Here is a 26,579-nt window from a genome sequence, read left to right on the forward strand (position 1 = left end):
CGGGCGCCGGCGACAGCCAGGCAACCAACCAAGCAATTGCTTGGTAGGGTAGCAGCCATGCCCCTCGAGCTCGACCTGTACGCGCGCGTCGCCCTGGTGACCGGCGGCGCCAAGGGCATCGGTCGCGGCATCACCGAGGCCCTGCAGCAGGCCGGCGCCACCGTCGTCACCTGCGGTCGTGGCGAGGCGCCCGACGGCCCGGCGGCCGACCACCGGATCTGCGACGTGCGCGACCCCGATGCCGTGCAGGCGCTCGTGCGCGATGTCGCGGCCGACCACGGCCGGCTCGACGTGCTGGTCAACAACGCCGGGGGCGCCCCGGCCACCGAGGCTGCCACCGCCTCCGCCCGCTTCCACGAGCGCGTCGTCGGGCTGAACCTGCTCGCACCCCTGGCCGCCGCGCAGGCAGCCCACGGCGTCATGGCGCAGCAGGCCGGCGGGGGTGTGGTCGTCAACATCTCGTCGATCGCCGCGCACCGCCCCGCCCCCACCATCGCCGCCTACGCCGCGGCCAAGGCCGGCCTCGACTCCCTGACCGCCTCGTTGGCGATGGAGTGGGGTCCCGCGGTGCGCGTCAACGCCGTCGACGTCGGCCTGTGCCGCACCGAGCACACCACCGACCACTACGGCGGCGACGCGCGCGTGGCCGCCATCGAGCGCACGATCCCGCTGCGCCGGATGGCGCGGCCCGCCGAGGTCGGCGCCGTCGTCGCGTTCCTGGCCAGCGACCTGGCCTCCTACGTCTCGGGCGCCGTCGTCGCCTGCCACGGCGGCGGCGAGCCGCCGGTGTTCCTGCACGTGGACTGACACTCGAGAGAACAAGGAGAGCACCGTGGTGGGACTGTTGGAGGGACGCGTCGCGATCGTGACCGGCGCCGGACGCGGCATCGGACGCGCGCATGCGCTGGAGCTCGCGCGCCACGGCGCGCGCGTCGTCGTCAACGACTTCGGGGTCTCGCTCGCCGGCGAGGGGACGGGCGAGTCGCCGGCCGAGCAGGTGGTGGCCGAGATCCGCGAGGCCGGGGGAGAGGCGGTGGCCAACGGCGCCGACGTCGCCGACTTCGCGCAGGCCGAGGCGATGGTGCAGCAGGCGATCGAGACCTTCGGCGGCCTCGACGTGCTGGTCAACAACGCCGGCTTCGTGCGCGACCGGATGCTCGTCAACACCTCCGAGGAGGAGTGGGACGCCGTGGTGCGCGTGCACCTCAAGGGCCACTTCGCACCCCTGCGCCACGCGGGTGCCTACTGGCGCGCGGAGTCCAAGGCCGGTCGCGAGCGCGCCGCCCGCGTCGTCAACACCTCCTCCGGCGCCGGGCTGCAGGGGTCGGTGGGGCAGGCGACCTACTCCGCGGCCAAGGCCGGCATCGCCGGGCTCACCCTGGTGGCCGCGCAGGAGATGGGGCGCTACGGCGTCACGGTCAACGCGATCGCACCGGTGGCCCGCACCCGGATGACCGAGGGAGCCTTCGACACCTCCGCGATGGCGCTGCCCGAGGACAACTCGCCGATCGTCGCGTGGCTGGCCTCGGCCGAGTCCGCCGACGTCACCGGTCGCGTCATCGAGATCGACGGCGGCACCGTGACGCTGGAGACCGGGTGGCGGCACGGCCCGGCCCGCGACCTCGGTCGCCGCTGGGAGGCCGCCGAGGTCGGTCCGGCGCTGCGCGAGCTGATCACCGAGGCCCCCGATCCGGAGCCCGTCTACGGCGCCTGAGCGACGTCGGCGAGCTCAGCGCGCGGTCGGCCCCTGCCCGGGGATCCGGGGGTCCTCGACGTCCTCGGGGGGCGGGGTGGCGGCGAAGGCCTCGGCGGCCTCCTCGGCGTGCAGGTCCTCGCTGCGCTGGATGAAGCCCTCCAGCAGTCCGCGGCTCTCCGGGTCGCGGTCGCGGTCACGGATGAACGACTCCCAGTCGGCGTTGCCGCGCCGCACCTCCTCGGAGAACTCGCGCATCTGGGGTCCCATCTCGCCGCGCTGCGCCGTCTCCTGCAGCAGGCGCTTCTCTTCCTCGGTGAACACGGGCTGGCGGCGCAGGGCCTCCAGCTCGGCCCGGGCCGCGGAGACCGCGTCGCGCAGACCGGAGCGCGCCGCGGCTATCTCCTCGGCCACCTGACGGAGTCGGGGGTCCTCGGATCCGGGCCGGCTCACCTCAGACCGCCAGGGGAGCCGGCGGAAGGATCGCGGGGTTGAGCTTGTCGAAGAGCACCACGAAGTAGTCCTTCACGGTGCGCAGGAACGACCAGAGCATCCGCAGGTACGCGGTGGCCCTGCTCGCCTGCTTGTAGGCGTCCCACGCCTTCTTGATGAAGCGGGCCTGGCCCACGATCGGCACGTACATGAGCGACCAGGCGCCGAGAATGAGGTCGATGGCGAGGCGGATGCAGTCGACGACGAGCTGCGCGACGTTGACCGCCTCCTCGGCGACCTGGCGCAGGTAGTCGCCCAGCTGGGGGAACTCCGTGGCCTGGTCGTCCAGTGCGGTGTCCCACCCGTACATGGAGGCGGCGTGGCTGTTGGCCGCCTGGCCGCTCCAGGTCTGGAAGATCAGGGACTGTCCCTCGCCGAGGTTGTCGCGGGTGTCGCCGATGCGCTCGCCGATGATCTCCCAGCACTTGGCCTGCGTGGAGACATCGACGACGTCGCCGGCGATCCAGTCGGTGACCTGCGCCCGCACGTCCCAGTTGCAGAACTTCTCCAGCGCCCAGGCGAGCTTGTCGAAGACGAAGCCGAACGACACCTCGGGCAGGTCGCTCTCGGAGGGGTACGGCGTGGCGAGGTAGTCGACGGGCGAGACCTGGGCGAACTTCGCGCTGTTGGTGCCGGAGCCGCCGGTGATGCCGTCGCCGCCGAAGTCGCGGGCGACGCCGTCGTCGGTGGTCTCGTAGTCGACGACGAGCTGGTCGATGGCGACCGCGTAGTCCTTCATCAAGGTCTCCTGGTCGGCCAGGAGGTCGTGGAGCACCGGGAGGAGCGCCGCGTAGTCGGCGGTGAGGTCCTCCAGGATCTTGCCGAAGTCCGCGTTGGAGCAGTAGGTCTCAGCCTGCGCCGAGAGAGCCCCGCAGTCGGTGCCGATGGCGTCGATGAGCCCGGAGTACCCGCGCATGTCGGGCAGGTGCACCTCCAGCTCACCGGCCTGCGGCGTGCGTTCCTCGGCTACCGCCATGGTTCGTCTCCTCGTCTCGAACGGTCGCGGGGCACCCTTCCCCGGCTCGCGCCCCGCCAAACGGGGCGGCGGACCGGTCAGGCCGACGACTGCTGCACGAGCATGACGGCGAGCAGGGACCCGCTGGCGGCGAGCACCAGGAGGGTCAGCACCCACTGCCGCGTGCGCCGCCACCGTGCGAGCGCGCTGACCAGGAGCGCCAGCACGCCGACGACCCCCACGACGATCGCCGCCGTGCGCACACCCTGGTCGGCCTCGGTGGCCGCGCCGGCCAGCACGCCCAGCAGCGCGACGAACAGCGTCAGGCGCACGACCAGCTGGCGCGCGACGTCCTCGCCGATGAAGGCAGCGGTCCTGCCCGCCCCGGCGTCGTCGGGGATCTCGTGCGGGTCCAGGTGGTCTCGGGTCACCGGGTCATTGTGCCGAACCGGGACCTCCGGACGGCGACCTCGGGCACCCCGACGGGTGGGCGCGCCCCGGTGTCGACGTGTGGGACCCTGCGGCATGAGCGGAGCGGGCGAGCGGGCAGCGACGAAGGCCAGGGGCACGGCGCGGCAGGCGCACGGCAGCGAGACGCTCGACCACCTCGCTCGCGCGGGGCTGGTGGCGTACGGCGTCGTGCACCTGGTGCTGGGATGGCTGGCCTTCCAGCTGGCGCTGGGCGACCGGGAGGGCTCGACCTCCACCTCGGGCGCGATCCAGACCCTGCTCGAGCAGCCCCTGGGACCGGTGATCGTGTGGGCCGTGGCGCTCGGGATGGCCCTGCTGGTGCTCTGGCAGGGGCTGGAGGCGCTGCTCGGCCACCGCACCCACGACGGCGTCGACCGGGTGCGCAAGCGCGTCACCTCCGCCGGCAAGGCGGTCGTCTACGCCGTGATCGCCGTCAGTGCCGCCCGCAAGGCCGCCGGTGACGGCGGTGGTGGCGGCGAGAGGCAGACCGACTCGATGACCGCCCAGGTGATGGGCTGGCCCGGCGGGCAGCTGATCATCGGGGCCGTGGGCCTGGGGATCGTCGGCGTCGGTGCGGCCCTGGTCTACAAGGGCGTCACCGACCGCTTCCTGCGCGACCTCGAGGCGGCGGGCGCGACCGGTGACACGGGCACCGCCTACACCTGGCTCGGCCGCGCCGGCTACAGCGCCAAGGGCGTCTCGCTCGGTGTGGTGGGGTCGCTCTTCTGCTACGCCGCCGCCACCCACGACGCCGAGGAGTCCGGCGGCCTGGACCAGGCGCTGCGCCAGGTGCTCGAGCAGCCCTTCGGGCCGGTGCTGCTCGGCGCCATCGGGGTCGGGATCGCCTGCTTCGGGGTGTTCTGCTTCGCCTGGGCACGCCACCTCTCCCGCTGATCGTCGCGGGCGTCGGCGGCACCTGGCAGGCTGATCGCATGAGCGAGAACGCGGGAGCCCGGCGGGTGGAGCAGGTCGACGAGGTCGACGTCGTGGTGGTGGGGCTGGGCCCCGGCGGCGAGCACGTGGCGCAGAGCCTGGCGCAGGCCGGGCTGCGCGTGGTCGGCGTCGAGAAGCGCCTCGTGGGCGGCGAGTGCCCCTACTACGGCTGCATCCCCTCGAAGATGATGCTGCGCGCGGCCCACACGCTGGCCGAGGCGCGGCGCGTCGACACCCTGGCCGGCCAGGCCGAGGTGCACCCCGACTACGCGCCGGTCGCACGCAGGATCTCCGAGGAGGCCACCGACGACTGGGACGACGCCGTCGCGGCGAAGCGCCTCACCGACGCCGGCGTCGAGCTGGTCCGCGGCACCGGTCGTCTCGACGGCACGGGCACCGTCGTCGTCACCACCGACGACGGCGAGCGCCGCCTCACCGCCACCCGTGGGGTCGTGCTCAACTGCGGCACCGACCCCGCCGAGCTGCCGATCGACGGGCTGGCCGGCACGCCCTACTGGACCAACCGCGAGGCCGTGCAGGTGCGCGAGCTGCCGGGGAGCCTCACCGTGATCGGGGGCGGCCCCATCGGCTGCGAGCTCACCCAGGTCTTCGCGCGGTTCGGCGTCGCCGTCACGCTGCTCGAGGTGGGGGAGCGGATCCTCGGTCCGGAGGAGCCCGAGTCGAGCGCGCTCCTCGAGCAGGTGCTCACCGAGGAGGGCGTCACGATCCTCAGCGGTGTGGGCATCGAGCGCGTGCGGCACGACGAGACCGGCTTCACCGTGACGCTGGCCGACGGTGGCGAGGTCGCCTCCGAGCAGCTGCTCGTCGCCGCCGGACGCCGCCTGGCCATCCGCGACGTCGGCCTCGAGACCGTGGGGCTGGACCCCACCGCGCGCTCGCTCGAGGTCGACGAGCGGATGCGCGCGGGCGAGCGGCTCTGGGCGATCGGCGACATCACCGGCAAGGGCGCCTTCACCCACGTCTCGATGTACCAGGGCGACGTCGTGATCCGCGACGTGCTGGCGCCCGAGGGCCAGGACGGCGAGGACTTCCAGGGGGCCGACTACCGCGCGGTCGCCCGGGTCACCTTCACCGACCCCGAGGTCGGCTCGGTGGGCATGTCGGAGAAGCAGGCGCGCGCGGCCGGCCTCCGCGTCCTGACCGCCCACACCGACCTCGCCTCCTCCAGCCGCGGCTGGCTGCACGGCCCCGGTGGCGTGGGTCTGATCAAGCTGGTGGCCGACGCCGACCGCGGCGTGCTCGTGGGAGCGACCTCGATGGGCCCCACAGGGGGCGAGGTGCTGGGCCTGCTGGCGCTCGCGGTGCACGCCGAGGTGCCGCTGGCGACGCTGGGCTCGATGCACTACGCCTTCCCGACCATGCACCGGGCGATCTCGACCGTCGTGGCCGACCTGCAGGGGCAGCTGCGGGACGGGGCCTGAGCGGCGGCTACCGCGCGAGCACCGCGGCGAGCAGCACCACCAGGACCGCGAGCGCCAGCACGATCCGCACCACGGGGGCCAACCCCACGAGAGCGGTGCTGGTGCGCGTGCGCGTGCCGCCCCCGGGCGCCTGGGCCGCCCCTGCGGCCTCGAGCGGACGCCGCGCGGCGCGGAGGCCCACGGCCAGCAGGGCGGCGGCGGCCAGCAGCTGCAGCGGCACCGCGAGCGGCAGCGCGCGGGTGAGCGCCGCCTCCAGCAGGCGACCGGTCGCCAGCACGCCCAGGGCTCCGGCGCCGAGCCAGGCGGCGGGGCCCACCAGGTCGTCGGCGAGGTCGCCCGTGGTGCCGCCCTCCGGGTAGTCGTCGGGGTCGTCGAGGACGGGGCCGTCGGCCGCGTCCGGGGCGGGTCTGGCCAGCACCACCAGCAGCAGCACGACGCCGAGCCCCACCGCCAGCGCCAGCACGTGCGCCGCCGTCGCCACCTGGGTGAGGGTGCCGGCGAGGTCGTCCGGCAGGCCTGGCCGGGCCACCAGGCTGCCGGCCAGCCCCACGACGGCCAGGGCGAGGACGCCGCGGCGCCACCCGCGGGCGCGACCGGCCACGAGGTCGGGCCAGAAGAACAGGACGCCGGCCAGGATCGCGAGCCGCACCAGGACCGCGGAGCCACCGACGGCGTCCAGCACCTCGCCCGGGGCCCGGCCGGCGGGGCCGGTGCGCAGGAGGAGGTCGAGCAGGGTGCCCAAACCCATCACCGCGGCCCCCACGAGGGCCAGCCGGGTCAGCCGTGGGTGCCGGGTGCCCCCCGGCCAGAGCAGCAGCCAGCACGACGCGGTGCCGGCGAGCAGCACGTAGCCGGCCCAGGTCAGGCAGCCGATCGCGACCGCCGCCACGCCCAGACCCCCCTCGAGCGGCGTCACGAGGTGCCCCCCGCGACCGGACCCAGGTCCAGCTGCACGGCGACGAGCGCCTCGTCCAGCGGTCGTGGCGCGTCGGTGCGCAGCAGCGGCGGCACGCCGGCAGCACACGCCTCGAGCGTGCCCTCGGCGTCGGGACAGGCCAGGTTGAGCACGCCCGCGCCGGGGGCCACCACGGTCACCGGCAGGTCACCGGTGCTCAGCAGGGGGCCCACGACGGCCAGCGCGCGTCCGGAGGAGGAGGGCGCGCTGCGCTCCGCCGTGCCGAGCAGGCGGTAGGTCAGGGCGACGGCCACGACCGGGCGACCCAGGTCGAGCGTGGTGGGTGCCGACACCTCGCCCGGGGCGCCGGGCACCGCCTCGCCATCGGCGTCCACCACCAGGTCGACCGCGCGGACCTCGGCGGTCCCGGCGAGGACACCGAGCGAGGCGGCGTCGGGCACGTCCAGGTCGAGGGTCGTCTCCGACTCGGGCAGCAGCACCCACTCCTGCACCTCGACCCCGGTGTCGTCGGCGGTGGCCACCACCAGGACGCCGGGCTCGGTCATCCCGGGCCCGACGGGCGCGACGCCGCCCGTGGGGCGGTAGGGCGAGACCGGGCCGTTCGCGACCGCGTCCGGGCCGGCCCCGGCCGCGCCGTCCTGGTCGGCGACAGGGGCCGTCGCCGGCAGCCGCTCGCCCCGCTGGTTGACGACCACCGCGCCGAGCAACAGCATGCTCACCACCAGGACACCGAGCACGCGGCGCAGTCCGGGACGCGCAGACGTCGTCGCCACCCCACTCCCTCCCGTCGTGGTCGGCCGGTGAAACAGCCTCGGCTACCGTGGATGCTAGCCGTGGCCCGGGGAGGGACTGCGGCATGCCTGGGGGAGGGCACCACATGAGGACTTCCATGCTCGTCGCCGCGCTGGCCGCGGCCGCCGGCGTCGCCACGACGACCGTCGCGGCCACCGTGGCGCAGGCCGCGCCCGGGTCGGCGCCGGCCACCGCCGAGCTCTTCGTCGTGCAGGGACTGCCCGACCGGGCGCTCGACGTCGTCGTCGACGGCCGGACGGTCGCCGAGGACGTCGCCACATCCGAGGTGGTGGGCCCCTTCGAGGTGCCGGTGGGCGCCCGCACCCTCACCGTCTCCGACGACGGCGAGGTCGTGCTCGAGAGCTCGGTGACCTCCGCTGCCGGCGAGAGCCACGACGTCGTCGTGCACCAGGCCACCTCGTCGAGCGCGCCGCCGGTGACCACGGTCTTCGACAACGACCTCACCGCCGTGCCGCGCGGCAAGTCGCGGCTGACGGTGGCCCACACCGCGGCCGTGGCCCCCGCGGACATCCGGGTCGACGGGGAGGTGCTGTTCGCCAACGTCGCCAACGGCGAGTCGCTCGAGGTGGTCGTCCCGGCCGGCACCTACGCGGTCGACATCGTGCCGACCGGCCAGGAGGGACCTGCGGTGCTGGGGCCGCTGGACCTGCAGGTGCGCGGCGGCTCCGTCACGCAGGTCTACGCCGTCGGCGACCCCGAGGCCCAGTCGATGAACGTGGCGACCCACGTGCTCTCGACCTCCACCAGCGGCTCCGCGGCCCCCGACCTGGTCGACACGGGCAGCGGCGGCCAGGCGGTGGGCGCGACCCCCGCCCACGGCACGGCCTGGGAGCCCGTCAGGTCGCTGGCCCTGCTCCGGTGAGGGCACGCGCCCTCGTCGTCGCGGCACTGCTGTCCGCGGCCACGGCGGGCTGCGGCGCACCCGCGACCACACCCGACGCCCGGTCCGGGACCGCCACCTCGCCCGGCCCGTCCGGGAGGACGCCCGACACCGCGCCCGACGGCGCCGGCCCCACACCGGCGCCGGCCCGCGAGGGGCGCACGGCCGCCTCCCAGCGGGTCACCTTCGCGCCGCAGGCGGTCGTGCTGCCCGACGGCGCCCGCGCGCCGGTGCGTCCGGCCACGACCCGCGCGGGCGAGCTGGTCGTGCCCGAGGACGTGCGTCACGTCGGGTGGTGGGACGGCAGTGCCGCCGCCGGCGACCCCTTCGGCAGCACCGTGGTGGCCGGTCACGTCGACTCGGCTACCGCCGGGCTGGGCTACTTCGCCCGGCTGCTCGACGTCCGGCCGGGGGAGCAGGTCACCCTGCGCGCAGGCGCCCGGCGGGCCGTCTACCGGGTCACCTCCGTGCGCACGCTCGACAAGCAGTCGCTGGCCACCACCGCGGGCGTCCTGGACCAGACCGGCCCGCACCGCCTGGTGCTCATCACCTGCTCGGGGAGCTTCACACCGGGTGAGGGGTACGACAGCAACCTGGTGGTCGTGGCCGAGCCCGTGGGCCCGGCCCGCTGACCCGATCCCTGGGCCGATGCGCCGGGCCGGGAGAACCCGTCGGTTTCCGGTGGCAGCGCGTGGGTAATGCTCAGGACGACGTGCGCCGTCGCGAGGACGGTCGCACCACCGCACGACAGACCCCGAGGGGATGGCACCGATGAGCCAGTGGCCGCAGGATCCCAGCAGTCCCGGCACCGACGACACGGGCGAGCGGCCGGCCGTCGGCGAGGGGTCACCCTGGGCGCCCGACCCGGGTGAGGAGCCGGTCCACACCACCGAGCGACCCGCGAAGGTCGCGGGCGACCCCCTGAGCGACCCCCTGCCCGACACCACGGGCGGTCCGACGACGCCGCCCCCCGCGGCCCCGCCGGCAGCCCCTCCGGCAGCCGCACCGGCAGCACCCCCGGCTGCACCGCCCGCGTCGTCGTTCGCGCCGCCCCCGCCGCCGAGCTCGCCGCCCACGGCGCCTCCGGCCACGCCGCCGCCCACCACCGGCTCGGGGCGCCCCGGCGTGGCGGTGCCGCCGTTGGAGGAGCAGGAGCAGGGCCGCTACATGTCGGCCACCGACTTCCTGGACCGCCGTGACGCCCACGTCGAGCTCGGCCCGGCCACCTGGGGCTGGCGGGGCAGGGTGCGCCGCTGGAGCGGTGGCGCGATCCGCCCGAGGATGGGCCCCAAGGAGCTCGCCTTCCAGAACGACCGGGCGCTGATCCAGAAGGACTTCGACGGCCCGCGCACGATCGCCTTCATCAACCCCAAGGGCGGCGCCGCCAAGACCACGGGCGTGCTGGCGGCCGGCTACACGTTCGGCACCGTCCGGGGCGGCGGCGTCGTGGCGTGGGACAACAACGAGACCCGCGGCACCCTCGGCATCCGCGGCACCCGCAGCGCCCACCGCAACACCACCCGCGAGCTGCTCGAGGACCTCGAGCGCTTCAAGGACGTCTACCAGTCGCGCATCGGCGACCTCGGGGCGTTCGTGCGCTCCCAGGGCGACGCGCACTTCGACGTGCTGGCCTCCGACGAGCGCCCCGACGTCACCGGCACCATCCGCGCCGCGGACTTCAACGAGGTGCACAAGCTGCTCGAGCGCTTCTACCGGATCATCCTGGTCGACACCGGCAACAACATGCGCGCCGAGAACTGGCTCGCCTCCGCCGACGCCGCCGACCTGCTCGTCGTCACCAGCACGGTGCGCGAGGACACCGGCTACAGCGGCCTGTGGATGCTCGACGCGCTGCAGGACGCGGGCTACCAGAACCTGAAGTACAAGACGGTCACGGTGCTCTCCGACCCCTCGCCGCAGGTCGACGCCAAGCTGGCCGCCGACCTGACCTCGGTCTACGAGCAGCGCACCCGCGCGGTCTACCGGGTGCCCTACGACCCGGTGCTGGTGGCAGGGTCGGTGATCCCCTACGCCCAGCTCTCCGCAGCCACGCGCATGTCGTGGCTGCGGGCCTGCGCCGGGATGGCCTCGGCGCTCTGAGGGGGCGGCGGCCGGTGGGACGCGCTCGCTAGGCTCGCGGATCGTGTCCACGTCCCCCGACCTGCCCGCTCCGCCGCTGGTCGGCGTCCTGGCCCTGCAGGGCGACGTGCGCGAGCACCTCGTCGCCCTCGAGGCGGCCGGTGCCCGGGCCGCCCGGGTGCGGCGGCCGTCGGAGCTGGAGGCGGTGGACGGCCTGGTGCTACCCGGCGGGGAGTCGACCACGATGGTGCGCCTGCTGCGCACCTTCGACCTGCTCGAGCCGCTCCGCGGGCGGATCCGCGGGGGCCTGCCCGTGCTGGGCACCTGCGCGGGGATGATCCTGCTCGCCGACCGGGTGCTGGACGGCGCTCCCGGCCAGCAGACCGTCGGCGGCCTCGACGTCACGGTGCGGCGCAACGCCTTCGGCCGCCAGGTCGACTCCTTCGAGGGGACCGTCCAGGTGCAGGGTGTCGAGGGCCCGGTGCCCGCGGTGTTCATCCGGGCGCCGTGGGTCGAGGAGGCCGGCTCGGGCGTCGAGGTGCTCGCGCGGGTCGAGGCGGCCGACCCACCGGGTGACCCGGGAGCGGGGGAGGCCGCGGGTAGGATCGTCGCCGTCCGTCAGGGCGCGCTGCTGGCGACGTCCTTCCACCCCGAGGTGGGCGGCGACCACCGGGTGCACCGGTTGTTCGTCGCGATGGTCACCGGCAGGCAGGCCGCACCCGCGGCCCCGGCCTGACGGCGGGTAGCTCGAGAAGTCCGAGACGGGAAGTAGGGGCGCGCATGTCCGGCCACTCCAAGTGGGCGACCACCAAGCACAAGAAGGCGGTCGTCGACGCCAAGCGCGGCAAGATGTTCGCCAAGCTCATCAAGAACGTCGAGGTGGCCGCGCGCATGGGCGGCGGCGACCCCAGCGGCAACCCGACGCTCTACGACGCCATCCAGAAGGCCAAGAAGAGCTCGGTGCCCAACGACAACATCGACCGGGCGGTCAAGCGCGGCTCGGGTGAGGACACCGGCGGCGCCGACTACCAGACGATCATGTACGAGGGCTACGGCCCGGCGGGCGTCGCGCTGCTCATCGAGTGCCTCACCGACAACAAGAACCGTGCCGCCATGGAGGTGCGCACCGCGATGAGCCGCAACGGCGGCTCGCTGGCCGACCCCGGCTCGGTCTCCTTCCTCTTCCACCGCAAGGGTGTGGTGGTCGTCCCGGCCGAGCAGGAGGGCCGCACGGTCACCGAGGACGACCTGCTCGAGGCCACCCTCGAGGCCGGCGCCGACGACGTGCAGGACCTCGACGGCGCCTTCGAGGTGCTCTCGGAGGCCACCGACCTGGTCGACGTGCGCACGGCGCTGCAGACCGCCGGCATCGACTACGACTCCGCCGAGGCCTCCTTCGTGCCCGACAACAAGGTGGCCCTCGACGCCGACGCGGCCGCCAAGCTCTTCCGCCTCATCGACGTGCTCGAGGATCTCGACGACGTGCAGGAGATCTACGCCAACCACGAGGTCCCCGACGAGGTGATGGCGGCGCTCGACGCCGGGTGACCGGCGTGTCGCCCCGGGAGGTGTCGGCGCCGGCGGCTAGCGTGGTCTGCGAACACACGTTCGACCCGCTCGTGTGCCGACCTGCCACCACCTTGCGAGGAGCCCTGCTGTGCGCGTGCTCGGCATCGACCCCGGCCTGACCCGCTGCGGCATGGGCGTCGTCGAGGGCACGGTGGGCCGCCCGCTCACCCTGGTCGACGTCAACGTGCTGCGCACCTCCGCACAGGTGCCGGTGGCTCAGCGGCTGGTCACCATCGAGAAGGGCGTGGAGGCCTGGATCGAGGAGCACGCCCCCGACGCCGTCGCCGTCGAGCGCGTCTTCGCCCGCTCCGACTCCAGCACCATCATGGGCACCGCCCAGGCCAGCGGCATCGCGCTGGTGGTCGCGGCGCGGCGCGGGCTGCCGGTCGCCCTGCACACCCCGAGCGAGGTCAAGGCCGCGGTCTCGGGCAACGGTCGCGCCGACAAGGCGCAGGTCGGGGCCATGATCACCCGGATCCTGCGCCTGGACGCACCTCCCAAGCCCGCTGACGCCGCCGACGCGCTGGCGCTGGCCATCACCCACATCTGGCGCGGGGGAGCGCAGGCGCGCATCGACGCCGCGCTCGCCGCAGCCGGCACCGGCGCCAACCGGACCCCCACGAGGAGCCCCCGATGATCGCCTTCGTCCGCGGCCGCGTCGCGGCCCTCACCCTCACCAGCGCCGTCGTCGAGGTCGGCGGCCTCGGCGTGGAGGTGATGTGCACCCCCGGCACGCTGGCCGGGTTGCGCGTGGGCCAGGAGGCCACCCTGCCCACCAGCATGGTGGTCCGCGAGGACTCGCTCACGGTGTTCGGCTTCCGCGACGACGACGAGCGCTCGATCTTCGAGCTCGTGCAGACCGCCTCGGGCGTGGGCCCCAAGGTCGCCCAGGCGATCACCGCGGTGCTCAGCCCCGACGACCTGCGCACCGCGATCGCCGCGGACGACGTCAAGACCCTCACCCGCGTGCCCGGCATCGGGCAGAAGGGTGCCCAGCGCATCATCCTGGAGCTCAAGGACCGCATCGGGCCGGTCACCGGGGTGCAGCAGCCGGCCGCCGCGGCCACCGAGCCGTGGCGCGAGCAGGTCACCCAGGGCCTGGTGGGCCTGGGCTGGTCGGCCAAGGACGCCGAGAAGGCCTGCGCGGCCGTCGCCGAGACCGCCGGTCCGGTGCCCGACGTCGCCGCCCTGCTGCGCGCCGCGCTGCAGTCGCTGAGCCGGGCCTGAGCAGGCCGCGCGTGCACGAGGACGAGCTGGAGGCGGTGGAGGACGCGCACCTGCGCTCCCTGACCGCCGCCGAGGCCGACGGCGACGAGCGCGCCGTCGAGGCCGCGCTGCGCCCCAAGACCCTCGGCGAGGTGGTGGGCCAGCAGCGGGTGCGCGACCAGCTGGGACTCGTGCTCGAGGCGGCCCGCCGCCGTGGGCGCGCCCCCGACCACGTGCTGCTCTCCGGGCCCCCGGGGCTCGGCAAGACCACGCTGGCCATGATCATCGCCGCCGAGATGACCGCGCCGCTGCGACTCACCAGCGGCCCGGCGATCACCCACGCCGGCGACCTCGCCGCGATCCTCTCGGGCATGAACGAGGGCGACGTGCTCTTCGTCGACGAGATCCACCGGATGTCGCGCCCCGCCGAGGAGATGCTCTACATGGCGATGGAGGACTTCCGGGTCGACGTCGTCATCGGCAAGGGCCCCGGGGCCACGGCGATCCCGCTGGAGATCCCGCCGTTCACGCTCGTGGGCGCCACCACGCGGGCCGGCCTGCTGCCGGGGCCGCTGCGCGACCGGTTCGGCTTCACCGGTCACCTGGAGTTCTACGAGCCCGACGAGCTCGACCTGATCGTGCAGCGCTCCGCGGGGCTGCTCGGGGTGGAGGCCACGGCCGAGGGCACCGCCGAGATCGCCTCGCGCTCGCGCGGGACCCCGCGCATCGCCAACCGGCTGCTGCGCCGGGTCCGCGACTACGCCCAGGTGCGGGCGCAGGGCGTCGTCGACGCCGTGTGCGCGTCGGCGGCGCTGGAGCTCTACGAGGTCGACCGCCTAGGGCTCGACCGCCTCGACCGCGGCGTCCTCGACGTGCTGTGCCGGCGCTTCGGCGGCGGACCCGTGGGGCTCTCCACCCTCGCCGTGGCGGTGGGCGAGGAGCGCGAGACCGTCGAGGAGGTGGCCGAGCCGTTCCTGGTGCGCAACGGCTTCCTGGCGCGCACGCCGCGCGGGCGCGTCGCGACGCCGGCGGCCTGGGCGCACCTGGGTCTGGTGCCCCCGGCGGGAACCATCGCCGGCGACGTGTCGTTGTTCGACGAGTAGGTCGCGGGACGCCTCACCGAGGCGTCCGGGGACGAGGTCCCCGATCGTGGCCTGGGCCACCCTCGTGTCTACACTGACCCGTCGGCCTGGTCGCGCGCCGGTGTGTGCGCCGCAGCCGTGTTCTTTCGTCGCGTCTCGAGAGGTTTCGTCGTGCAGGAGCTCGCCTCCCTGTTGCCCCTGGTGGGCATCGTGCTGCTCTTCTGGTTGCTGGTCATCCGGCCGGCCCAGCGCCGCCAGAAGGCCACCGTCCGGATGCAGGACTCCCTGCAGGTCGGTGACGAGGTGATGCTCACCTCCGGCATCTTCGGCACGCTGCGCACCCTCGAGGAGGACCGCGTCCGCGTCGAGGTCGCCGACGGTGTGGTGCTCGAGGTGGTGCGCGCGGCCATCGGCAATGTCGTCCCGCGCGCGGACGTGACCGGCGGCACGGCCGCGACCCCCGAGCGGCCGCTCGGCACCGAGGAGCTCTGAGATGGCGCGCCGACCGCTGCGCCCCGGGCGCACCCTGGTGATCTTCGGGATCTCGCTGGGCATCCTGTACGGCCTGGTGGCGCTGGCGGGCAGCTGGCGCCCCGAGCTCGGTCTGGACCTGCAGGGCGGCACCCGGATCACGTTGACCGCGAGCGGCAACCCCGACGGCGAGAGCCTCGACGAGGCCCGCTCGATCATCGACCAGCGCGTCAACGGCTCGGGCGTGAGCGAGGCCGAGGTGACCACCCAGAGCGGTCAGTTCGTCATCGTCGAGATCCCCGGGCAGCGCCGTCGCGACCTGATCGAGGTCGTGCAGCGGCAGGCCCAGCTGCGCTTCCGGATGGTGGCGTGCACGGACTTCGAGCCCGAGCGCTGCGGCGGCGGCGCCGCCGGCGCCATCGACCCCTCCCAGCTCGGTGACCTCACCGGGCAGCTGCCCCCGGCCGGCCAGGACGGCCAGCAGGGCCAGCAGGGCCAGCAGGGCCAGCAGAACCAGGGCGGCCAGCAGGATGGCGGTACCAGCAACCGTGCGCCGTTGAACCTGGGCGAGACCACGCCGTCCGCCCCGGCGAGCCCCGCGGACTCCGCCAGTCCGACCGGTGAGGCCAGCCCGACCGGTGAGGCCAGTCCGACCGGTGAGGCCAGCCCGAGCGGCGACGCCAGTCCCTCGGCCGGCGAGACCGTCGTGCCCGACGCGCAGGGCTCGGCCAGCGTCGAGGAGGGTCTGGAGTACATGCGGGCCCCCACCGGGGAGGCCGTGGAGCTCTTCAACTCCTACACCTGCAGCCCCGAGGGTCAGCTGCTCGACGCCGAGGGCCAGGCGGTCCCGGTCGTCGACGACCCGAACCAGCCGCTGGTCTCGTGCAGCCCGCCCGAGGAAGCCACCGGCCGCCAGGCCGCGCAGCCCTCCACCAAGTACCTGCTCAGCCCCGCCGTCATCGAGGGCACCGAGCTCACCTCCGCCAGCGCCGGCATCCCGCAGAACGAGGTCCAGTGGGTCGTCAGCCTCGAGCTGGGCGGCCAGGGCCGCGAGGCGTTCGCCGACATCTCGCGCCAGATCGTGTGCCCCGGTGGCGGAGCCGAGTGCGACCAGTTCGCGATCGTCCTCGACGGCTCGGTGATCTCGGCCCCCTACATGGAGGGCGTGATCACCAACGGCCAGGCGCAGATCAGCGGCAACTTCACCGAGGCCACCGCCAACGACCTGGCCACCAGCCTGAAGTTCGGCGCGCTGCCGATCGCCTTCCAGGACGACGTCACCTCCGAGACCGTCGGCCCCTCGCTCGCGGGTGACCAGCTCACCGCCGGCCTCTACGCGGGTGCCTTCGGCCTCGGGCTCGTGATGCTCTACTGCCTGCTCTACTACCGCGGTCTCGGCATCGTGGTGCTCGGGTCGCTGGCGGTGGCCGCGCTCATCACCTACGCGCTCGTGCTGCTGCTCAGCGAGACGGCGGGCTTCACGCTCACGCTGCCCGGCATCGCGGGCTTCATCATCGCCGTCGGTGTCACCGCCGACTCCTTCATCCTGTTCTTCGAACGGATCAGGGACGAGATGCGCGAGGGCAAGTCCATGCGGGTCGCCGTCGAGACCGGCTGGAAGCGGGCCAAGGTCACGCGACTGGCCGCCAACACGGTCTCGCTGCTCTCGGCCGCGGTGCTCTACATCTTCGCGACCGGTGCGGTGAAGGGCTTCGGCTTCGCGCTGGGCCTCTCCACCCTGATCGACCTCGCCGTGCTGTTCTGGTTCACCAAGCCGATGGTCAGCTACCTGGCCCGCTACAAGTTCTTCAACGGCGGGGGCCGGATGTCCGGCCTCAGCCCCGAGTCGCTGGGCATCGACCGGGTGGACACCGAGCGTGTGCGCACCGACCGCGTCCCGGCAGGAGGCAGGGCCTGATGGGCAAGTTCTCACGCCTCGGCAACGACCTCTACCAGGGTGGCCGCTCGATCGACTTCGTCGAGCGCAAGCGGCTCTGGTACGGCATCAGCATCCTGCTGGTGGCTGTCTGCATGGCCATCACGCTGGGCAAGGGCCTCAACTTCGGCATCGAGTTCACCGGTGGCTCCCAGTTCACCGTGACGCTGCCCTCCGGCGAGGCCGACCAGGCGAAGGCCGACGACCTGCGCGTCGCCGTTGCCGACTCCGGCATCTCGGGCACCGGCACCCCCACGGTCACCACCGCCGGCAACGCGCTGCTGGTGCAGACCGAGGACCTCACGATCGAGGAGGGCGAGCAGCTCGAGGGCGTCATCACCGACACCGTCGACGTCACCGACCCCGAGCAGGACATCTCCCAGACCGAGATCGGCGCCAGCTGGGGAGCCGAGGTCGGGCAACGTGCCGCGATCGGTGTGGCCATCTTCCTGGCGCTCGTCTGCGTCTTCATCGCGCTCTACTTCCGCGAGTGGAAGATGTCGGTCGCCGCGCTCGTGGCACTGGTGCACGACATCGCGATCACGATCGGCATCTACGCGCTCTCCGGCTTCCCGGTCACGCCGTCGGCGGTCACCGGTCTGCTCGCGATCCTGGGCTTCTCGCTCTACGACACGGTCGTCGTCTTCGACAAGGTGCGCGAGAACACCCAGGAGCTCCGGCGCGCCGACCAGTCCTACTCCGACGCCGCCAACCTCGCCGTCAACCAGACGCTGGTGCGCTCGATCAACACCGGTCTGGTGGCGCTGATCCCGATCGGCGCCATCCTGTTCGTGAGTGCCGTGCTGCTCGGTGCCAGCTCGCTGCAGGACCTCGCGCTCTCGCAGTTCGTCGGCATGGCCGTCGGTGTCTACTCCTCGGTCTGCCTGGCGCCGCGCGTGCTGGTGCACCTCAAGGGCACCGAGGACGACGTCCAGGCCAAGGACGCCCGCGCCCAGGCCCGTGCCCGCAACAACGCCGACCGCTACGCCTCGGTGCCCAGCTTCGCCGACGACCTGCCGGTGCAGGAGCGCGACGAGGAGGCCGAGCTCTACGAGGCGCTCGGCGAGCCGATGCCCGAGGAGGAGGAGCGGCCGCGTGCCGGTGCCTCCCCCACCAGGCCGACGGCGCCGCGCGGCACCGCGGGATCCGAGCCGATGGGTCGCGGGCGCACGGCGCCCTCACCGCGTCGCGAGGTGGGCGAGAGCCGTGCGTCCGGGCGTCAGCAGCCCAGTCGCACCAGCAAGTCCGAGCGCAAGAAGCCGTAGCGCCGTGGACGCCGCGACCGCGCTGCGCGAGCTGGTGCTCGACGTGCCCGACCACCCCGAGCCCGGCATCGTCTTCAAGGACATCACCCCGCTGCTGGCGCACCCCGAGGGGTTCGCCGCGGTGGTGGAGGCGCTGGCGGCGGCCGGTCGCGACGAGGCCGGTGCGGTCGTCGTCGACGCCGTGGTGGGCATGGAGGCGCGCGGGTTCATCCTCGCCGCCCCGGTGGCGCTCGCGCTCGGTGTCGGACTGGTGCCGGTGCGCAAGGTGGGCCGGCTGCCGCGGGAGACCCACGAGATCTCCTACGCGCTGGAGTACGGCGAGGCGACGCTCGAGATCCACCGCGACGGCGTCGCCCCCGGACAGCGCGTGCTCCTGGTCGACGACGTGCTCGCCACCGGCGGCACGGTGGCCGCCACCCGCGAGCTCGTGGAGCGCTGCGGTGGTGTCGTCACGGGCCTGGCGGTGCTCATGGAGCTGGGCTTCCTGCCCGGGCGCGAGACCGCCGGCGACCTGACCGTGACGGCGCTGACCACCGTCTGACCCCGCCCGTCCCTGCCGTGCCTAGACTGGGGTGATGACGGAGGAGCGCACCGTGCCGGAGGTCCGGACGGGTGCGCCCGCACCCGGTGGCGGCGCGGCCACTCCCACCGAGCCCTCCGTGCCCGGTGGCCGCGGCATGCGCGCCCGGCTCGCGCGGATGGGCACCAAGAGCCCCACGGTCAACCCCGTCCTCGAGCCGCTGTTCCGCGCGGTGCGAGCCAACCACCCGAAGGCCGACCTGGCCCTGCTCGAGCGCGCCTACAAGACCGCCGAGCAGATGCACGGCACGCAGATGCGCAAGAGCGGCGACCCCTACATCACGCACCCGCTGGCGGTCACCACCATCCTCGCCGGCATCGGGATGACCGAGCCGACGCTGGTCGCCGCGCTGCTGCACGACACCGTCGAGGACACGCCGTACACGCTGGACGAGGTGCGCCGCGACTTCGGCGACGAGGTCGCCCGCATGGTCGACGGCGTCACGAAGCTCGACAAGGTCCAGTACGGCGACTCGGCGCAGGCCGAGACCATCCGCAAGATGATCGTCGCGATGTCGCGCGACATCCGGGTGCTGGTCATCAAGCTGGCCGACCGCCTGCACAACATGCGCACCCTGCGCTACGTGCCCCAGCGCAGCCAGGAGCGCACCGCGCGCGAGACCCTCGACATCTACGCCCCGCTGGCCCACCGGCTGGGCATGAACACCATCAAGTGGGAGCTGGAGGACCTCGCGTTCGCCACTCTGCACCCGAAGATCTACGACGAGATCGTGCGGATGGTGGCCGAGCGCGCACCCTCGCGCGACCAGTTCCTCACGGAGGTGATCGGCCAGGTCGAGAACGACCTGCGCGAGGCCAAGATCAAGGCCACCGTGACCGGTCGGCCCAAGCACTACTACTCGATCTACCAGAAGATGATCGTCGGCAAGCGCGAGTTCACCGACATCTACGACCTGGTCGGCATCCGGATCCTCGTCGACGAGGACCGCGACTGCTACTCCGTGCTCGGCATCCTGCACTCGCGCTGGAACCCGGTGCTCGGCCGGTTCAAGGACTACGTGGCGATGCCGAAGTTCAACATGTACCAGTCGCTGCACACCACCGTGATCGGACCGCAGGGCAAGCCGGTCGAGATGCAGATCCGCACCTTCGCCCAGCACCGCCGGGCCGAGTACGGCGTCGCCGCGCACTGGAAGTACAAGGAGGCCGGCCGCACCGGTGCCGACACCGAGCAGCGCGGCGACCTCGACGACATGACCTGGGTGCGTCAGCTGCTCGACTGGCAGAGCGAGGTCGACGACCCGGGGGAGTTCCTCGAGAGCCTGCGCTTCGAGATCAACCGCTCCGAGACCTACGTGTTCACCCCGCGCGGCGACGTCATCGCGCTGCCCTCGGGGGCCACCCCGGTCGACTTCGCCTACGCCGTGCACACCGAGGTCGGCCACCACACGATCGGCGCCCGGGTCAACGGCCGCCTCGTGCCGCTGGAGTCCACCCTCGAGAACGGCGACGTCGTGGAGGTCTTCACCTCCAAGTCCGCCAACGCCGCGCCCTCCCGCGACTGGCTGGGCTTCGTGAAGTCCCAGCGCGCCCGCACCAAGATCCGCCAGTGGTTCACCAAGGAGCGGCGCGAGGAGGCCATCGACCAGGGCAAGGACCAGATCGCCCGGCTGATGCGCAAGGAGGGGCTGCCGCTCAAGCGCCTGCTCTCCCACGAGTCGCTGATGCTGGCCGCCGTGCACTTCAACCTGCCCGACGTCACCGCGCTCTACGCCGCCGTGGGGGAGGGCAACATCTCCGCCCAGGCGGTCGTGCGCCGCGTCGTCGACCTGCACGGCGGCGACGAGGGCGCCCAGGAGGACCTGGCCGAGGCCGTCACGATCACCGGGCGGCGCAGCCGCTCGCGGGTGGGCGCCGGGGGCGACGCCGGCGTCGTCGTCAAGGGCTCACCCGACGTGTGGGTCAAGCTCGCCAAGTGCTGCACCCCCGTGCCGCCCGACGACGTGCTCGGCTTCGTGACCAAGGGCGGCGGTGTCTCGGTGCACCGCACCGACTGCACAAACGCCGCCAGCCTGCGCTCCCAGCCGGAGAAGGTGCTCGAGGTGGAGTGGGCCCCCACGGGCCAGACCACCTTCCTGGTCAACATCCAGGTGGAGGCCCTCGACCGTGCCCGGCTGCTCTCGGACATCACGATGGTGCTCTCCGACGCCCACGTGAACATCCTCAGCGCCAACCTCTCCACCACCCGCGACCGTGTGGCCACCTCGCGGTTCACCTTCGAGATGGCCGACGCCAAGCACCTCGACAACGTGCTGCGCGCCGTCAAGCAGGTGCCCGGTGTCTTCGACGCCTACCGCGTCACGCATTGAGCGAAGGTCGAGTAGCCGGCGCGGGTGAGGCACGAACCCGCGACCCGGCGTATCGAGACCCGGTGAGACGAGTGCCCTCCGGTGAGTGGCATCGGTCGACGGGGGCGCTCGGCTCACGGGATCTCGGTACGCGCCGTCCCTCGCAGGCTCGGGACGGCACTACTCGATCACCGATGGGCGCGCGCTAGCCGCCGAAGTCGGCAGAGGCCCGCTGGGCCGCCTCGAGGAACATCCGGCGGGAGGCGAGGTTCTCCTCCAGGTCGCGGACCTTCTTCTCCTCACCCGCAGCCTGCGCCGTGGCGAGGTCGGCCTCGAGGGCGTCGATGGCGGCCTGCAGCTTGGAGACCATGTCGTCGGCGCGGGCCGACTTCTCGGGGTCGGTGCGCTTCCAGCGGGCGTCCTCGGTGCTGCGGATCGCCTGCTCGACGGTGCGCATCCGGCCCTCGAGCTCCTTGATGCGGGCGCGGGGCACCTTGCCGGCGGCGTCCCAGCGGTCCGCGATGTCGCGGAACGCGCGCTTGGCGGCCTCGAGGTCGCCGGTGCGCTCGAGCTCGGTCTTGAGTGCCTCGGCCTCGACCAGGATCTGCTCCTTGACCTCGGCGTTGCCGGCGAACTCGGCGTCCAGCGCCGCGTTGGCGGCGTCGCGGGCGCCGAAGAAGCGGTCCTGGGCACCGCGGAAGCGGGCCCACAGGGCGTCGTCGACGTCCTTGGGCGCCGGCCCGGCGGCCTTCCACTCGCTCATCAGGTCGCGGTAGCGCCCGGCGGTCGGGCCCCAGTCGGTGGAGTCGGCCAGCGACTCGGCCTCGGTGGCGAGCCGCTCCTTGACGACGCGGGCGGCGCCACGCTTCTCGTCCTGCTCGGCGAAGTGCGCCTTGCGGCGGCGCGTGTAGGTGGTGCGCGCGCCCGAGAAGCGCTTCCACAGCGCGTCGTCGGAAGGGCGGTCGATGCGGGGGAGCGCCTTCCAGCGCTCGAGGATGTCGCGCAGCTTGTTGGCTCCGTGGCGCCAGTCGTTGCCGGCCGCGATCTTCTCGGCCTCCGCGACCAGTGCCTCCTTGGCCTCCTTGGCCTCGGCGGTCTTCTGCGCCTTCTCGGCCTTGCGCACCGAGCGCTGCGCGGCGATCACCGGCAGCAGTGCGTCGAGCCGGGCGGCCAGGCCGGCCAAGTCGCCGACGGCGTTGGCCTCGGTGACCTGGGTGCGCACCGTGCGCACCGACTCGGTGGCCTCCTCGGGGCTGAGCACGCCGGAGTGGACCCGCTGGTCGAGCAGCGAGACCTCCGTCTCCAGGGAGGCGAAGCGGTCCTCGTAGAACTTCAAGGCCTCCTCGGGGGTGCCGACCGGGTACTGGCCCACGGCGCGCTCGCCGTCGGGGGTGCGGACGAAGACGGTGCCGTCCTCGCCGACGCGACCCCATGCGCTGCTCGTCACTGCTGAACCTCTTCGCTGGTGGCGGCCTTCATCGGTGCTGATCGAGCGCCCACGATAACGGGGGATACCGGGGCGACGGTGGCCGGATGATCTCGATAGTGTGACGGAGTGTTGATTGCCGGCTTCCCCGCGGGCCCGTGGGGCACCAACTGCTACGTCGTGGCCACCGCGCCCGGGGCGGAGTGCGTGGTCGTCGACCCCGGCAAGGACGCCGCCCCGGGCATCGCCGAGATCGTGCGCGAGCAGCGTCTCAAGCCCGTCTCCGTGCTGCTCACCCACGGACACCTCGACCACATGTGGTCGGTGGCCCCCGTGGCCGGCACCTACGACGCGACGGCGTGGATCCACCCCGGTGACCGGCACCTGCTCACCGACCCCCTCGCGGGCATGTCCAGCGACTCCACCGCGATGGTGGGGAGCATGCTCGGTGGCGACTACCGGTGGGCGGAGCCCGACGACGTCCGCGAGCTCGGCGACGGCCAGGCCCTCGAGCTCGCCGGTGTGAGCTTCGTGGTCGACCACACGCCCGGGCACACCGAGGGCTCGGTGACCTTCCGCGCGCCCTACCCCGACGTCGCCGAGGTGAGCGAGGTCCTGTTCGCGGGCGACCTGCTCTTCGCCGGCTCCATCGGGCGCACCGACCTGCCCGGCGGCGACCACGCCACCATGCTGCGCACGCTGGCTGCCAAGGTGCTGCCGCTGGCCGACGACGTCGTCGTGCTGCCCGGGCACGGCGAGCAGACCTCGATCGGCCGCGAGCGGGCCACCAACCCCTACCTGCTCGACCTGCAGGACCAGGACCCCCAGCGCCCGGGCGCCGACCCCGTCACGCGAGGGCTCTGACCCGTGGCCGCCAAGCCGACCCCGCTCAGCGGGTTCCCCGAGCTGCTCCCCGCCCAGCGCGCGGTGGAGCAGCACGTCGTCGACACGCTGCGCCACGTCTTCGAGCTGCACGGCTTCGCCGGCATCGAGACCCGCGCCGTCGAGCCCCTGGAGCAGCTCCTGCGCAAGGGCGACACCTCCAAGGAGGTCTACCTGCTGCGCCGCCTGCACGAGACCTCCACCGAGGGCCACGCCGGGCTGGGGCTGCACTTCGACCTGACCGTCCCGTTCGCGCGGTACGTGCTCGAGAACGCCGGCAAGCTGGAGTTCCCCTTCCGTCGCTACCAGGTGCAGAAGGTCTGGCGCGGCGAGCGCCCCCAGGAGGGCCGCTACCGCGAGTTCACGCAGGCCGACATCGACGTCGTCGGGCGCGACGAGCTGCCCTTCCACCACGACGTCGAGGTGACGCGCGTGATGGTCGACGCGCTGACCCGGCTGGACTTCCTGCCCGGCTTCCGGGTGCAGGTCAACAACCGCAAGCTGATCCAGGGCTTCTACGCCGGCCTGGGCATCGAGCCGGGTGACTCCCTCGACGAGGTGATGCGCCTGGTCGACAAGCTCGACAAGATCGGCGCCGACCAGGTGCGGGCACTGCTCGTCGCCGAGGCCGGCCTGGGCGACGACGTCGCAGGCCGGGTGCTCGAGCTGGCCGGCATCCGTGCCACCGACGACTCGTTCGTGGCCGCGGTGCGCGCCCTGGGCGTCGAGCACCCGCTGCTCGACGAGGGCCTGGACGAGCTCGCGGCACTGGTGCGCGGCTGCGCCGACCTGGTCACCGACCGGGTGCGCGTGGAGGCCGACCTGGCGATCGCCCGCGGCCTGGACTACTACACCGGCACGGTCTTCGAGACCCGTCTGGACGGCTACGAGTCGCTCGGCTCCATCTGCTCGGGCGGGCGCTACGACGCGCTGGCCTCCGACGGCCGCACCACCTACCCGGGCGTCGGCATCTCGCTCGGCCTCAGCCGCGTGCTGGTCACGCTGATGGCGCGCACGGGCCTGACGGCGGACCGCGCGGTGCCCAGCGCCGTGCTGGTCGCCCTGGCTGACGAGGGCTCGCGCCCGGCCAGCGACGCCGTCGCCACGGCCCTGCGGGCACGTGGGATCCCGTGCGAGGTGGCCGCCTCCGCGCAGCGCTTCGGCAAGCAGATCCGCTATGCCGAGCGGCGCGGCATCCCGTTCGTGTGGTTCCCGGGCGACGCCCCGACCGAGGGCCACCAGGTGAAGGACATCCGCTCGGGCGACCAGACCGCGGCCGATCCCGCGACCTGGGCCCCGCCCCCCGACGACCTGCGATCGCGGGTCGTCACCCCCACCACAGAGGAGCAGCACCCGTGATCCGCACCCATGACGCCGGCGCCCTGCGCGCCGAGCACGTCGGCCAGACCGTCACCCTCGCCGGGTGGGTGGCGCGGCGGCGCGATCACGGCGGGGTCGCCTTCCTCGACCTGCGCGAGTCCAGCGGCGTCGTCCAGGTGGTGGTGCGCGACGAGGAGGTCGCCCACAGCCTGCGCAGCGAGTTCTGCCTGCGGATCGTGGGCGAGGTGGTCGCCCGCAAGGAGGGCAACGAGAACCCCAACCTGGCCACCGGCGAGGTCGAGGTCGTCGCCACCGAGGTCGAGGTGCTGGCGCCGTCCGCGACGCTGCCCTTCCCGATCGACGACGCCTCGGGTCACAAGGGCGGCGAGGTGGGGGAGGAGGCGCGTCTCAAGCACCGCTACCTCGATCTGCGCCGCTCCGGCCCGAACGCGGCCCTGCGCCTGCGCAGCAAGGTCAACAAGGCGGCCCGCGACGTGCTCGACGGCCGCGACTTCGTGGAGGTCGAGACCCCGACCCTCACCCGCTCCACGCCCGAGGGGGCCCGCGACTTCCTCGTGCCCGCACGCCTCTCGCCGGGCAGCTGGTACGCCCTGCCGCAGAGCCCCCAGCTGTTCAAGCAGCTGCTGATGGTCGGCGGGCTGGAGCGGTACTACCAGATCGCGCGCTGCTACCGCGACGAGGACTTCCGCGCCGACCGCCAGCCGGAGTTCACCCAGCTCGACATCGAGATGAGCTTCTGCGACCAGGAGGACGTCATCGAGCTGATGGAGGACGTCTTGTCGGCCATGTGGGCCCAGGCCGGGCACACCATCGAGCGCCCGCTGCCCCGGATGACCTACGCGGAGGCGATGGAGAAGTACGGCTCCGACAAGCCCGACCTGCGCATGGGCCTGGAGCTGGTGGAGTGCACGGAGTACTTCGCGGGCACCGCCTTCCGCGTCTTCCAGGCGCCCTACGTGGGCGCGGTCGTGATGCCGGGCGGCGGCAGCCAGCCGCGCCGCCAGTTCGACGCCTGGCAGGAGTGGGCCAAGCAGCGCGGGGCCAAGGGCCTGGCCTACGTGACGATCGGCGAGGACGGCGAGCTCGGGGGACCGGTCGCCAAGAACCTGTCCGAGGAGGAGCGCGCCGGACTGGCCGCCCACGTCGGTGCGGCGCCCGGCGACTGCGTCTTCTTCGCGGCCGGCGCCCCCAAGAGCAGCCGCGCGCTGCTCGGCGCCGCACGGCTCGAGATCGGCCGTCGCGGCGACCTGCTCGACGACTCCGTCTTCGCCTTCACCTGGGTGGTCGACGCCCCCCTGTTCGAGCCCAGCTCCGACGCGGTCGCCAGCGGCGACGTCGCCGTGGGTGCCGGCGCCTGGACGGCGGTGCACCACGCCTTCACCAGCCCCAAGCCGGAGTTCCTCGACACCTTCGACACCGACCCCGGCAGCGCGCTGGCCTACGCCTACGACATCGTCTGCAACGGCAACGAGCTCGGCGGCGGGTCGATCCGTATCCACCGCGGCGACGTGCAGCGACGGGTGTTCTCGGTGATGGGCCTGGGCGAGGAGGAGGCCCAGGAGAAGTTCGGCTTCCTGCTCGACGCCTTCGCCTACGGCGCACCCCCGCACGGCGGCATCGCGGTCGGCATGGACCGGATCGTGGCCATGCTGGCCGGCAGCGACTCGATCCGCGACGTCATCGCCTTCCCCAAGTCCGGCGGTGGCTTCGACCCGCTCACCTCCGCCCCCGCGCCCATCACCCCCGAGCAGCGCCGCGAGGCCGGCGTGGACGGTCCGCCCGCCCGCCCCGAGCCCGTCGAGAAGGGCTGACCAGGCCCCGGCTGGTCCGTTCGGATCC

At 73.4% G+C, this 26,579-nt stretch carries 26 protein-coding genes; 20 read left to right on the forward strand and 6 right to left on the reverse strand.

Features of this window, described 5'->3' with window-relative positions:
• The first annotated feature begins 57 nt into the window (after positions 1–57).
• Both ABD948_RS15340 and ABD948_RS15345 read left to right on the forward strand, forming a co-directional pair.
• Complete coding sequence (locus tag ABD948_RS15340) at positions 58–807, forward strand: SDR family oxidoreductase (protein WP_345267358.1); 750 nt, start codon at positions 58–60, stop codon at positions 805–807.
• A 25-nt stretch (positions 808–832) separates the two neighbouring features.
• The gene (locus ABD948_RS15345; RefSeq protein WP_345267360.1) at positions 833–1,714 is read left to right on the forward strand and encodes an SDR family oxidoreductase; all 882 of its coding nucleotides are present in this window, start codon (positions 833–835) and stop codon (positions 1,712–1,714) included.
• A gap of 15 nt (positions 1,715–1,729) precedes the next feature.
• Here the strand turns inward: ABD948_RS15345 and ABD948_RS15350 are convergent, their stop codons facing one another.
• The 3 genes from ABD948_RS15350 to ABD948_RS15360 all read right to left on the reverse strand — a co-directional run bounded on the left by ABD948_RS15350 (position 1,730) and on the right by ABD948_RS15360 (position 3,571).
• The gene (locus tag ABD948_RS15350) at positions 1,730–2,107 is read right to left on the reverse strand and encodes a hypothetical protein (RefSeq protein WP_345267362.1); all 378 of its coding nucleotides are present in this window, start codon (positions 2,105–2,107) and stop codon (positions 1,730–1,732) included.
• Positions 2,108–2,147: 40 nt separating this feature from the next.
• Positions 2,148–3,161 carry a hypothetical protein gene (locus ABD948_RS15355; RefSeq protein ID WP_345267364.1) on the reverse strand — a complete coding sequence of 338 codons (1,014 nt, stop codon included), beginning with the start codon at positions 3,159–3,161 and terminating at the stop codon, positions 2,148–2,150.
• A gap of 77 nt (positions 3,162–3,238) precedes the next feature.
• Entirely contained in the window at positions 3,239–3,571 is a 333-nt protein-coding gene (locus ABD948_RS15360; RefSeq protein WP_345267366.1) for a hypothetical protein, read from the reverse strand.
• Positions 3,572–3,665: 94 nt separating this feature from the next.
• Here ABD948_RS15360 and ABD948_RS15365 point away from each other — a divergent pair, with 94 nt between their 5' ends.
• Together ABD948_RS15365 and ABD948_RS15370 are read left to right on the forward strand one after the other, a co-directional pair.
• A complete protein-coding gene (locus tag ABD948_RS15365) occupies positions 3,666–4,505 on the forward strand; it encodes a DUF1206 domain-containing protein (protein WP_345267368.1) in 840 nt (279 codons plus the stop codon).
• Between the two features lie 38 nt (positions 4,506–4,543).
• On the forward strand, positions 4,544–5,986 hold the full coding sequence (locus ABD948_RS15370; RefSeq protein ID WP_345267370.1) for a dihydrolipoyl dehydrogenase family protein: 1,443 nt from the start codon (positions 4,544–4,546) through the stop codon (positions 5,984–5,986).
• A gap of 7 nt (positions 5,987–5,993) precedes the next feature.
• Here ABD948_RS15370 and ABD948_RS15375 read toward each other — a convergent pair whose 3' ends face one another.
• A complete protein-coding gene (locus tag ABD948_RS15375) occupies positions 5,994–6,902 on the reverse strand; it encodes a hypothetical protein (protein ID WP_345267372.1) in 909 nt (302 codons plus the stop codon).
• A complete protein-coding gene (locus ABD948_RS15380) occupies positions 6,899–7,675 on the reverse strand; it encodes a hypothetical protein (protein ID WP_345267374.1) in 777 nt (258 codons plus the stop codon). Before ABD948_RS15380 ends, ABD948_RS15375 begins: the two co-directional genes overlap by 4 nt.
• A gap of 104 nt (positions 7,676–7,779) precedes the next feature.
• Here ABD948_RS15380 and ABD948_RS15385 point away from each other — a divergent pair, with 104 nt between their 5' ends.
• The 13 genes from ABD948_RS15385 (at position 7,780) to ABD948_RS15445 (ending at position 21,112) form a co-directional block, all read left to right on the forward strand.
• Positions 7,780–8,577 (forward strand): DUF4397 domain-containing protein, encoded by a 798-nt coding sequence (locus ABD948_RS15385; protein WP_345267375.1) that lies wholly within the window; start codon positions 7,780–7,782, stop codon positions 8,575–8,577.
• On the forward strand, positions 8,574–9,227 hold the full coding sequence (locus ABD948_RS15390) for a class F sortase (protein ID WP_345267377.1): 654 nt from the start codon (positions 8,574–8,576) through the stop codon (positions 9,225–9,227). The genes ABD948_RS15385 and ABD948_RS15390 overlap by 4 nt, the downstream gene beginning before the upstream one ends.
• 139 nt (positions 9,228–9,366) lie before the next feature.
• Entirely contained in the window at positions 9,367–10,695 is a 1,329-nt protein-coding gene (locus tag ABD948_RS15395; protein WP_345267379.1) for a MinD/ParA family ATP-binding protein, read from the forward strand.
• Positions 10,696–10,738: 43 nt separating this feature from the next.
• Positions 10,739–11,410, forward strand: coding sequence for a pyridoxal 5'-phosphate synthase glutaminase subunit PdxT (gene pdxT, locus ABD948_RS15400; protein ID WP_345267381.1), 672 nt, complete (start codon positions 10,739–10,741; stop codon positions 11,408–11,410).
• A gap of 44 nt (positions 11,411–11,454) precedes the next feature.
• Positions 11,455–12,222 carry a YebC/PmpR family DNA-binding transcriptional regulator gene (locus ABD948_RS15405; protein WP_345267383.1) on the forward strand — a complete coding sequence of 256 codons (768 nt, stop codon included), beginning with the start codon at positions 11,455–11,457 and terminating at the stop codon, positions 12,220–12,222.
• A gap of 151 nt (positions 12,223–12,373) precedes the next feature.
• The gene (locus ABD948_RS15410) at positions 12,374–12,880 is read left to right on the forward strand and encodes a crossover junction endodeoxyribonuclease RuvC (RefSeq protein WP_425576623.1); all 507 of its coding nucleotides are present in this window, start codon (positions 12,374–12,376) and stop codon (positions 12,878–12,880) included.
• Positions 12,877–13,470: a Holliday junction branch migration protein RuvA gene (gene ruvA / locus ABD948_RS15415; RefSeq protein WP_345267387.1), complete on the forward strand. Its 594-nt coding sequence runs from the start codon at positions 12,877–12,879 to the stop codon at positions 13,468–13,470. Before ABD948_RS15410 ends, ruvA begins: the two co-directional genes overlap by 4 nt.
• Before the next feature lie 11 nt (positions 13,471–13,481).
• Complete coding sequence (gene ruvB / locus ABD948_RS15420) at positions 13,482–14,552, forward strand: Holliday junction branch migration DNA helicase RuvB (protein ID WP_425576605.1); 1,071 nt, start codon at positions 13,482–13,484, stop codon at positions 14,550–14,552.
• Between the two features lie 150 nt (positions 14,553–14,702).
• Positions 14,703–15,023 carry a preprotein translocase subunit YajC gene (yajC, locus tag ABD948_RS15425; RefSeq protein WP_345267389.1) on the forward strand — a complete coding sequence of 107 codons (321 nt, stop codon included), beginning with the start codon at positions 14,703–14,705 and terminating at the stop codon, positions 15,021–15,023.
• 1 nt (position 15,024) lies between these two features.
• A complete protein-coding gene (gene secD, locus ABD948_RS15430; RefSeq protein ID WP_345267391.1) occupies positions 15,025–16,920 on the forward strand; it encodes a protein translocase subunit SecD in 1,896 nt (631 codons plus the stop codon).
• The gene (gene secF / locus ABD948_RS15435; RefSeq protein WP_345267393.1) at positions 16,920–18,203 is read left to right on the forward strand and encodes a protein translocase subunit SecF; all 1,284 of its coding nucleotides are present in this window, start codon (positions 16,920–16,922) and stop codon (positions 18,201–18,203) included. The genes secD and secF overlap by 1 nt, the downstream gene beginning before the upstream one ends.
• Positions 18,204–18,207: 4 nt before the next feature.
• Positions 18,208–18,744 (forward strand): adenine phosphoribosyltransferase, encoded by a 537-nt coding sequence (locus ABD948_RS15440; RefSeq protein ID WP_345267395.1) that lies wholly within the window; start codon positions 18,208–18,210, stop codon positions 18,742–18,744.
• 34 nt (positions 18,745–18,778) lie between these two features.
• A complete protein-coding gene (locus tag ABD948_RS15445; protein ID WP_425576606.1) occupies positions 18,779–21,112 on the forward strand; it encodes a RelA/SpoT family protein in 2,334 nt (777 codons plus the stop codon).
• Between the two features lie 184 nt (positions 21,113–21,296).
• Here the strand turns inward: ABD948_RS15445 and ABD948_RS15450 are convergent, their stop codons facing one another.
• The gene (locus ABD948_RS15450) at positions 21,297–22,538 is read right to left on the reverse strand and encodes a DUF349 domain-containing protein (protein ID WP_345267397.1); all 1,242 of its coding nucleotides are present in this window, start codon (positions 22,536–22,538) and stop codon (positions 21,297–21,299) included.
• 108 nt (positions 22,539–22,646) lie between these two features.
• On the opposite strand from ABD948_RS15450, the gene ABD948_RS15455 reads away from it, so the two are divergent.
• Genes ABD948_RS15455 through aspS form a run of 3 tightly spaced genes read left to right on the forward strand, consistent with a single transcriptional unit; the run spans position 22,647 to position 26,551 of the window.
• A complete protein-coding gene (locus tag ABD948_RS15455; RefSeq protein WP_345267399.1) occupies positions 22,647–23,381 on the forward strand; it encodes an MBL fold metallo-hydrolase in 735 nt (244 codons plus the stop codon).
• Between the two features lie 3 nt (positions 23,382–23,384).
• Complete coding sequence (gene hisS / locus ABD948_RS15460) at positions 23,385–24,758, forward strand: histidine--tRNA ligase (protein ID WP_345267403.1); 1,374 nt, start codon at positions 23,385–23,387, stop codon at positions 24,756–24,758.
• Complete coding sequence (aspS, locus tag ABD948_RS15465) at positions 24,755–26,551, forward strand: aspartate--tRNA ligase (RefSeq protein ID WP_345267405.1); 1,797 nt, start codon at positions 24,755–24,757, stop codon at positions 26,549–26,551. Before hisS ends, aspS begins: the two co-directional genes overlap by 4 nt.
• Positions 26,552–26,579: the final 28 nt, after the last annotated feature.

The organism is Nocardioides nanhaiensis (assembly GCF_039542785.1).
GTDB classification, from domain to species: Bacteria; Actinomycetota; Actinomycetes; order Propionibacteriales; family Nocardioidaceae; genus Nocardioides; species Nocardioides nanhaiensis.

Bases quoted from the DNA above. Each gene is read 5' to 3' on its own strand.
- ruvA (WP_345267387.1), top strand. From the start codon at position 12,877: ATGATCGCCTTCGTCCGCGGCCGCGTCGCGGCCCTCACCCTCACCAGC.
- ABD948_RS15370 (WP_345267370.1), top strand. From the start codon at position 4,544: ATGAGCGAGAACGCGGGAGCCCGGCGGGTGGAGCAGGTCGACGAGGTC.
- ABD948_RS15385 (WP_345267375.1), top strand. From the start codon at position 7,780: ATGAGGACTTCCATGCTCGTCGCCGCGCTGGCCGCGGCCGCCGGCGTC.
- ABD948_RS15445 (WP_425576606.1), top strand. From the start codon at position 18,779: ATGACGGAGGAGCGCACCGTGCCGGAGGTCCGGACGGGTGCGCCCGCA.
- secD (WP_345267391.1), top strand. From the start codon at position 15,025: ATGGCGCGCCGACCGCTGCGCCCCGGGCGCACCCTGGTGATCTTCGGG.
- ABD948_RS15355 (WP_345267364.1), bottom strand. From the start codon at position 3,161: ATGGCGGTAGCCGAGGAACGCACGCCGCAGGCCGGTGAGCTGGAGGTG.
- ABD948_RS15365 (WP_345267368.1), top strand. From the start codon at position 3,666: ATGAGCGGAGCGGGCGAGCGGGCAGCGACGAAGGCCAGGGGCACGGCG.
- ABD948_RS15410 (WP_425576623.1), top strand. From the start codon at position 12,374: ATGGGCGTCGTCGAGGGCACGGTGGGCCGCCCGCTCACCCTGGTCGAC.
- ABD948_RS15395 (WP_345267379.1), top strand. From the start codon at position 9,367: ATGAGCCAGTGGCCGCAGGATCCCAGCAGTCCCGGCACCGACGACACG.
- secF (WP_345267393.1), top strand. From the start codon at position 16,920: ATGGGCAAGTTCTCACGCCTCGGCAACGACCTCTACCAGGGTGGCCGC.
- ABD948_RS15405 (WP_345267383.1), top strand. From the start codon at position 11,455: ATGTCCGGCCACTCCAAGTGGGCGACCACCAAGCACAAGAAGGCGGTC.
- ABD948_RS15340 (WP_345267358.1), top strand. From the start codon at position 58: ATGCCCCTCGAGCTCGACCTGTACGCGCGCGTCGCCCTGGTGACCGGC.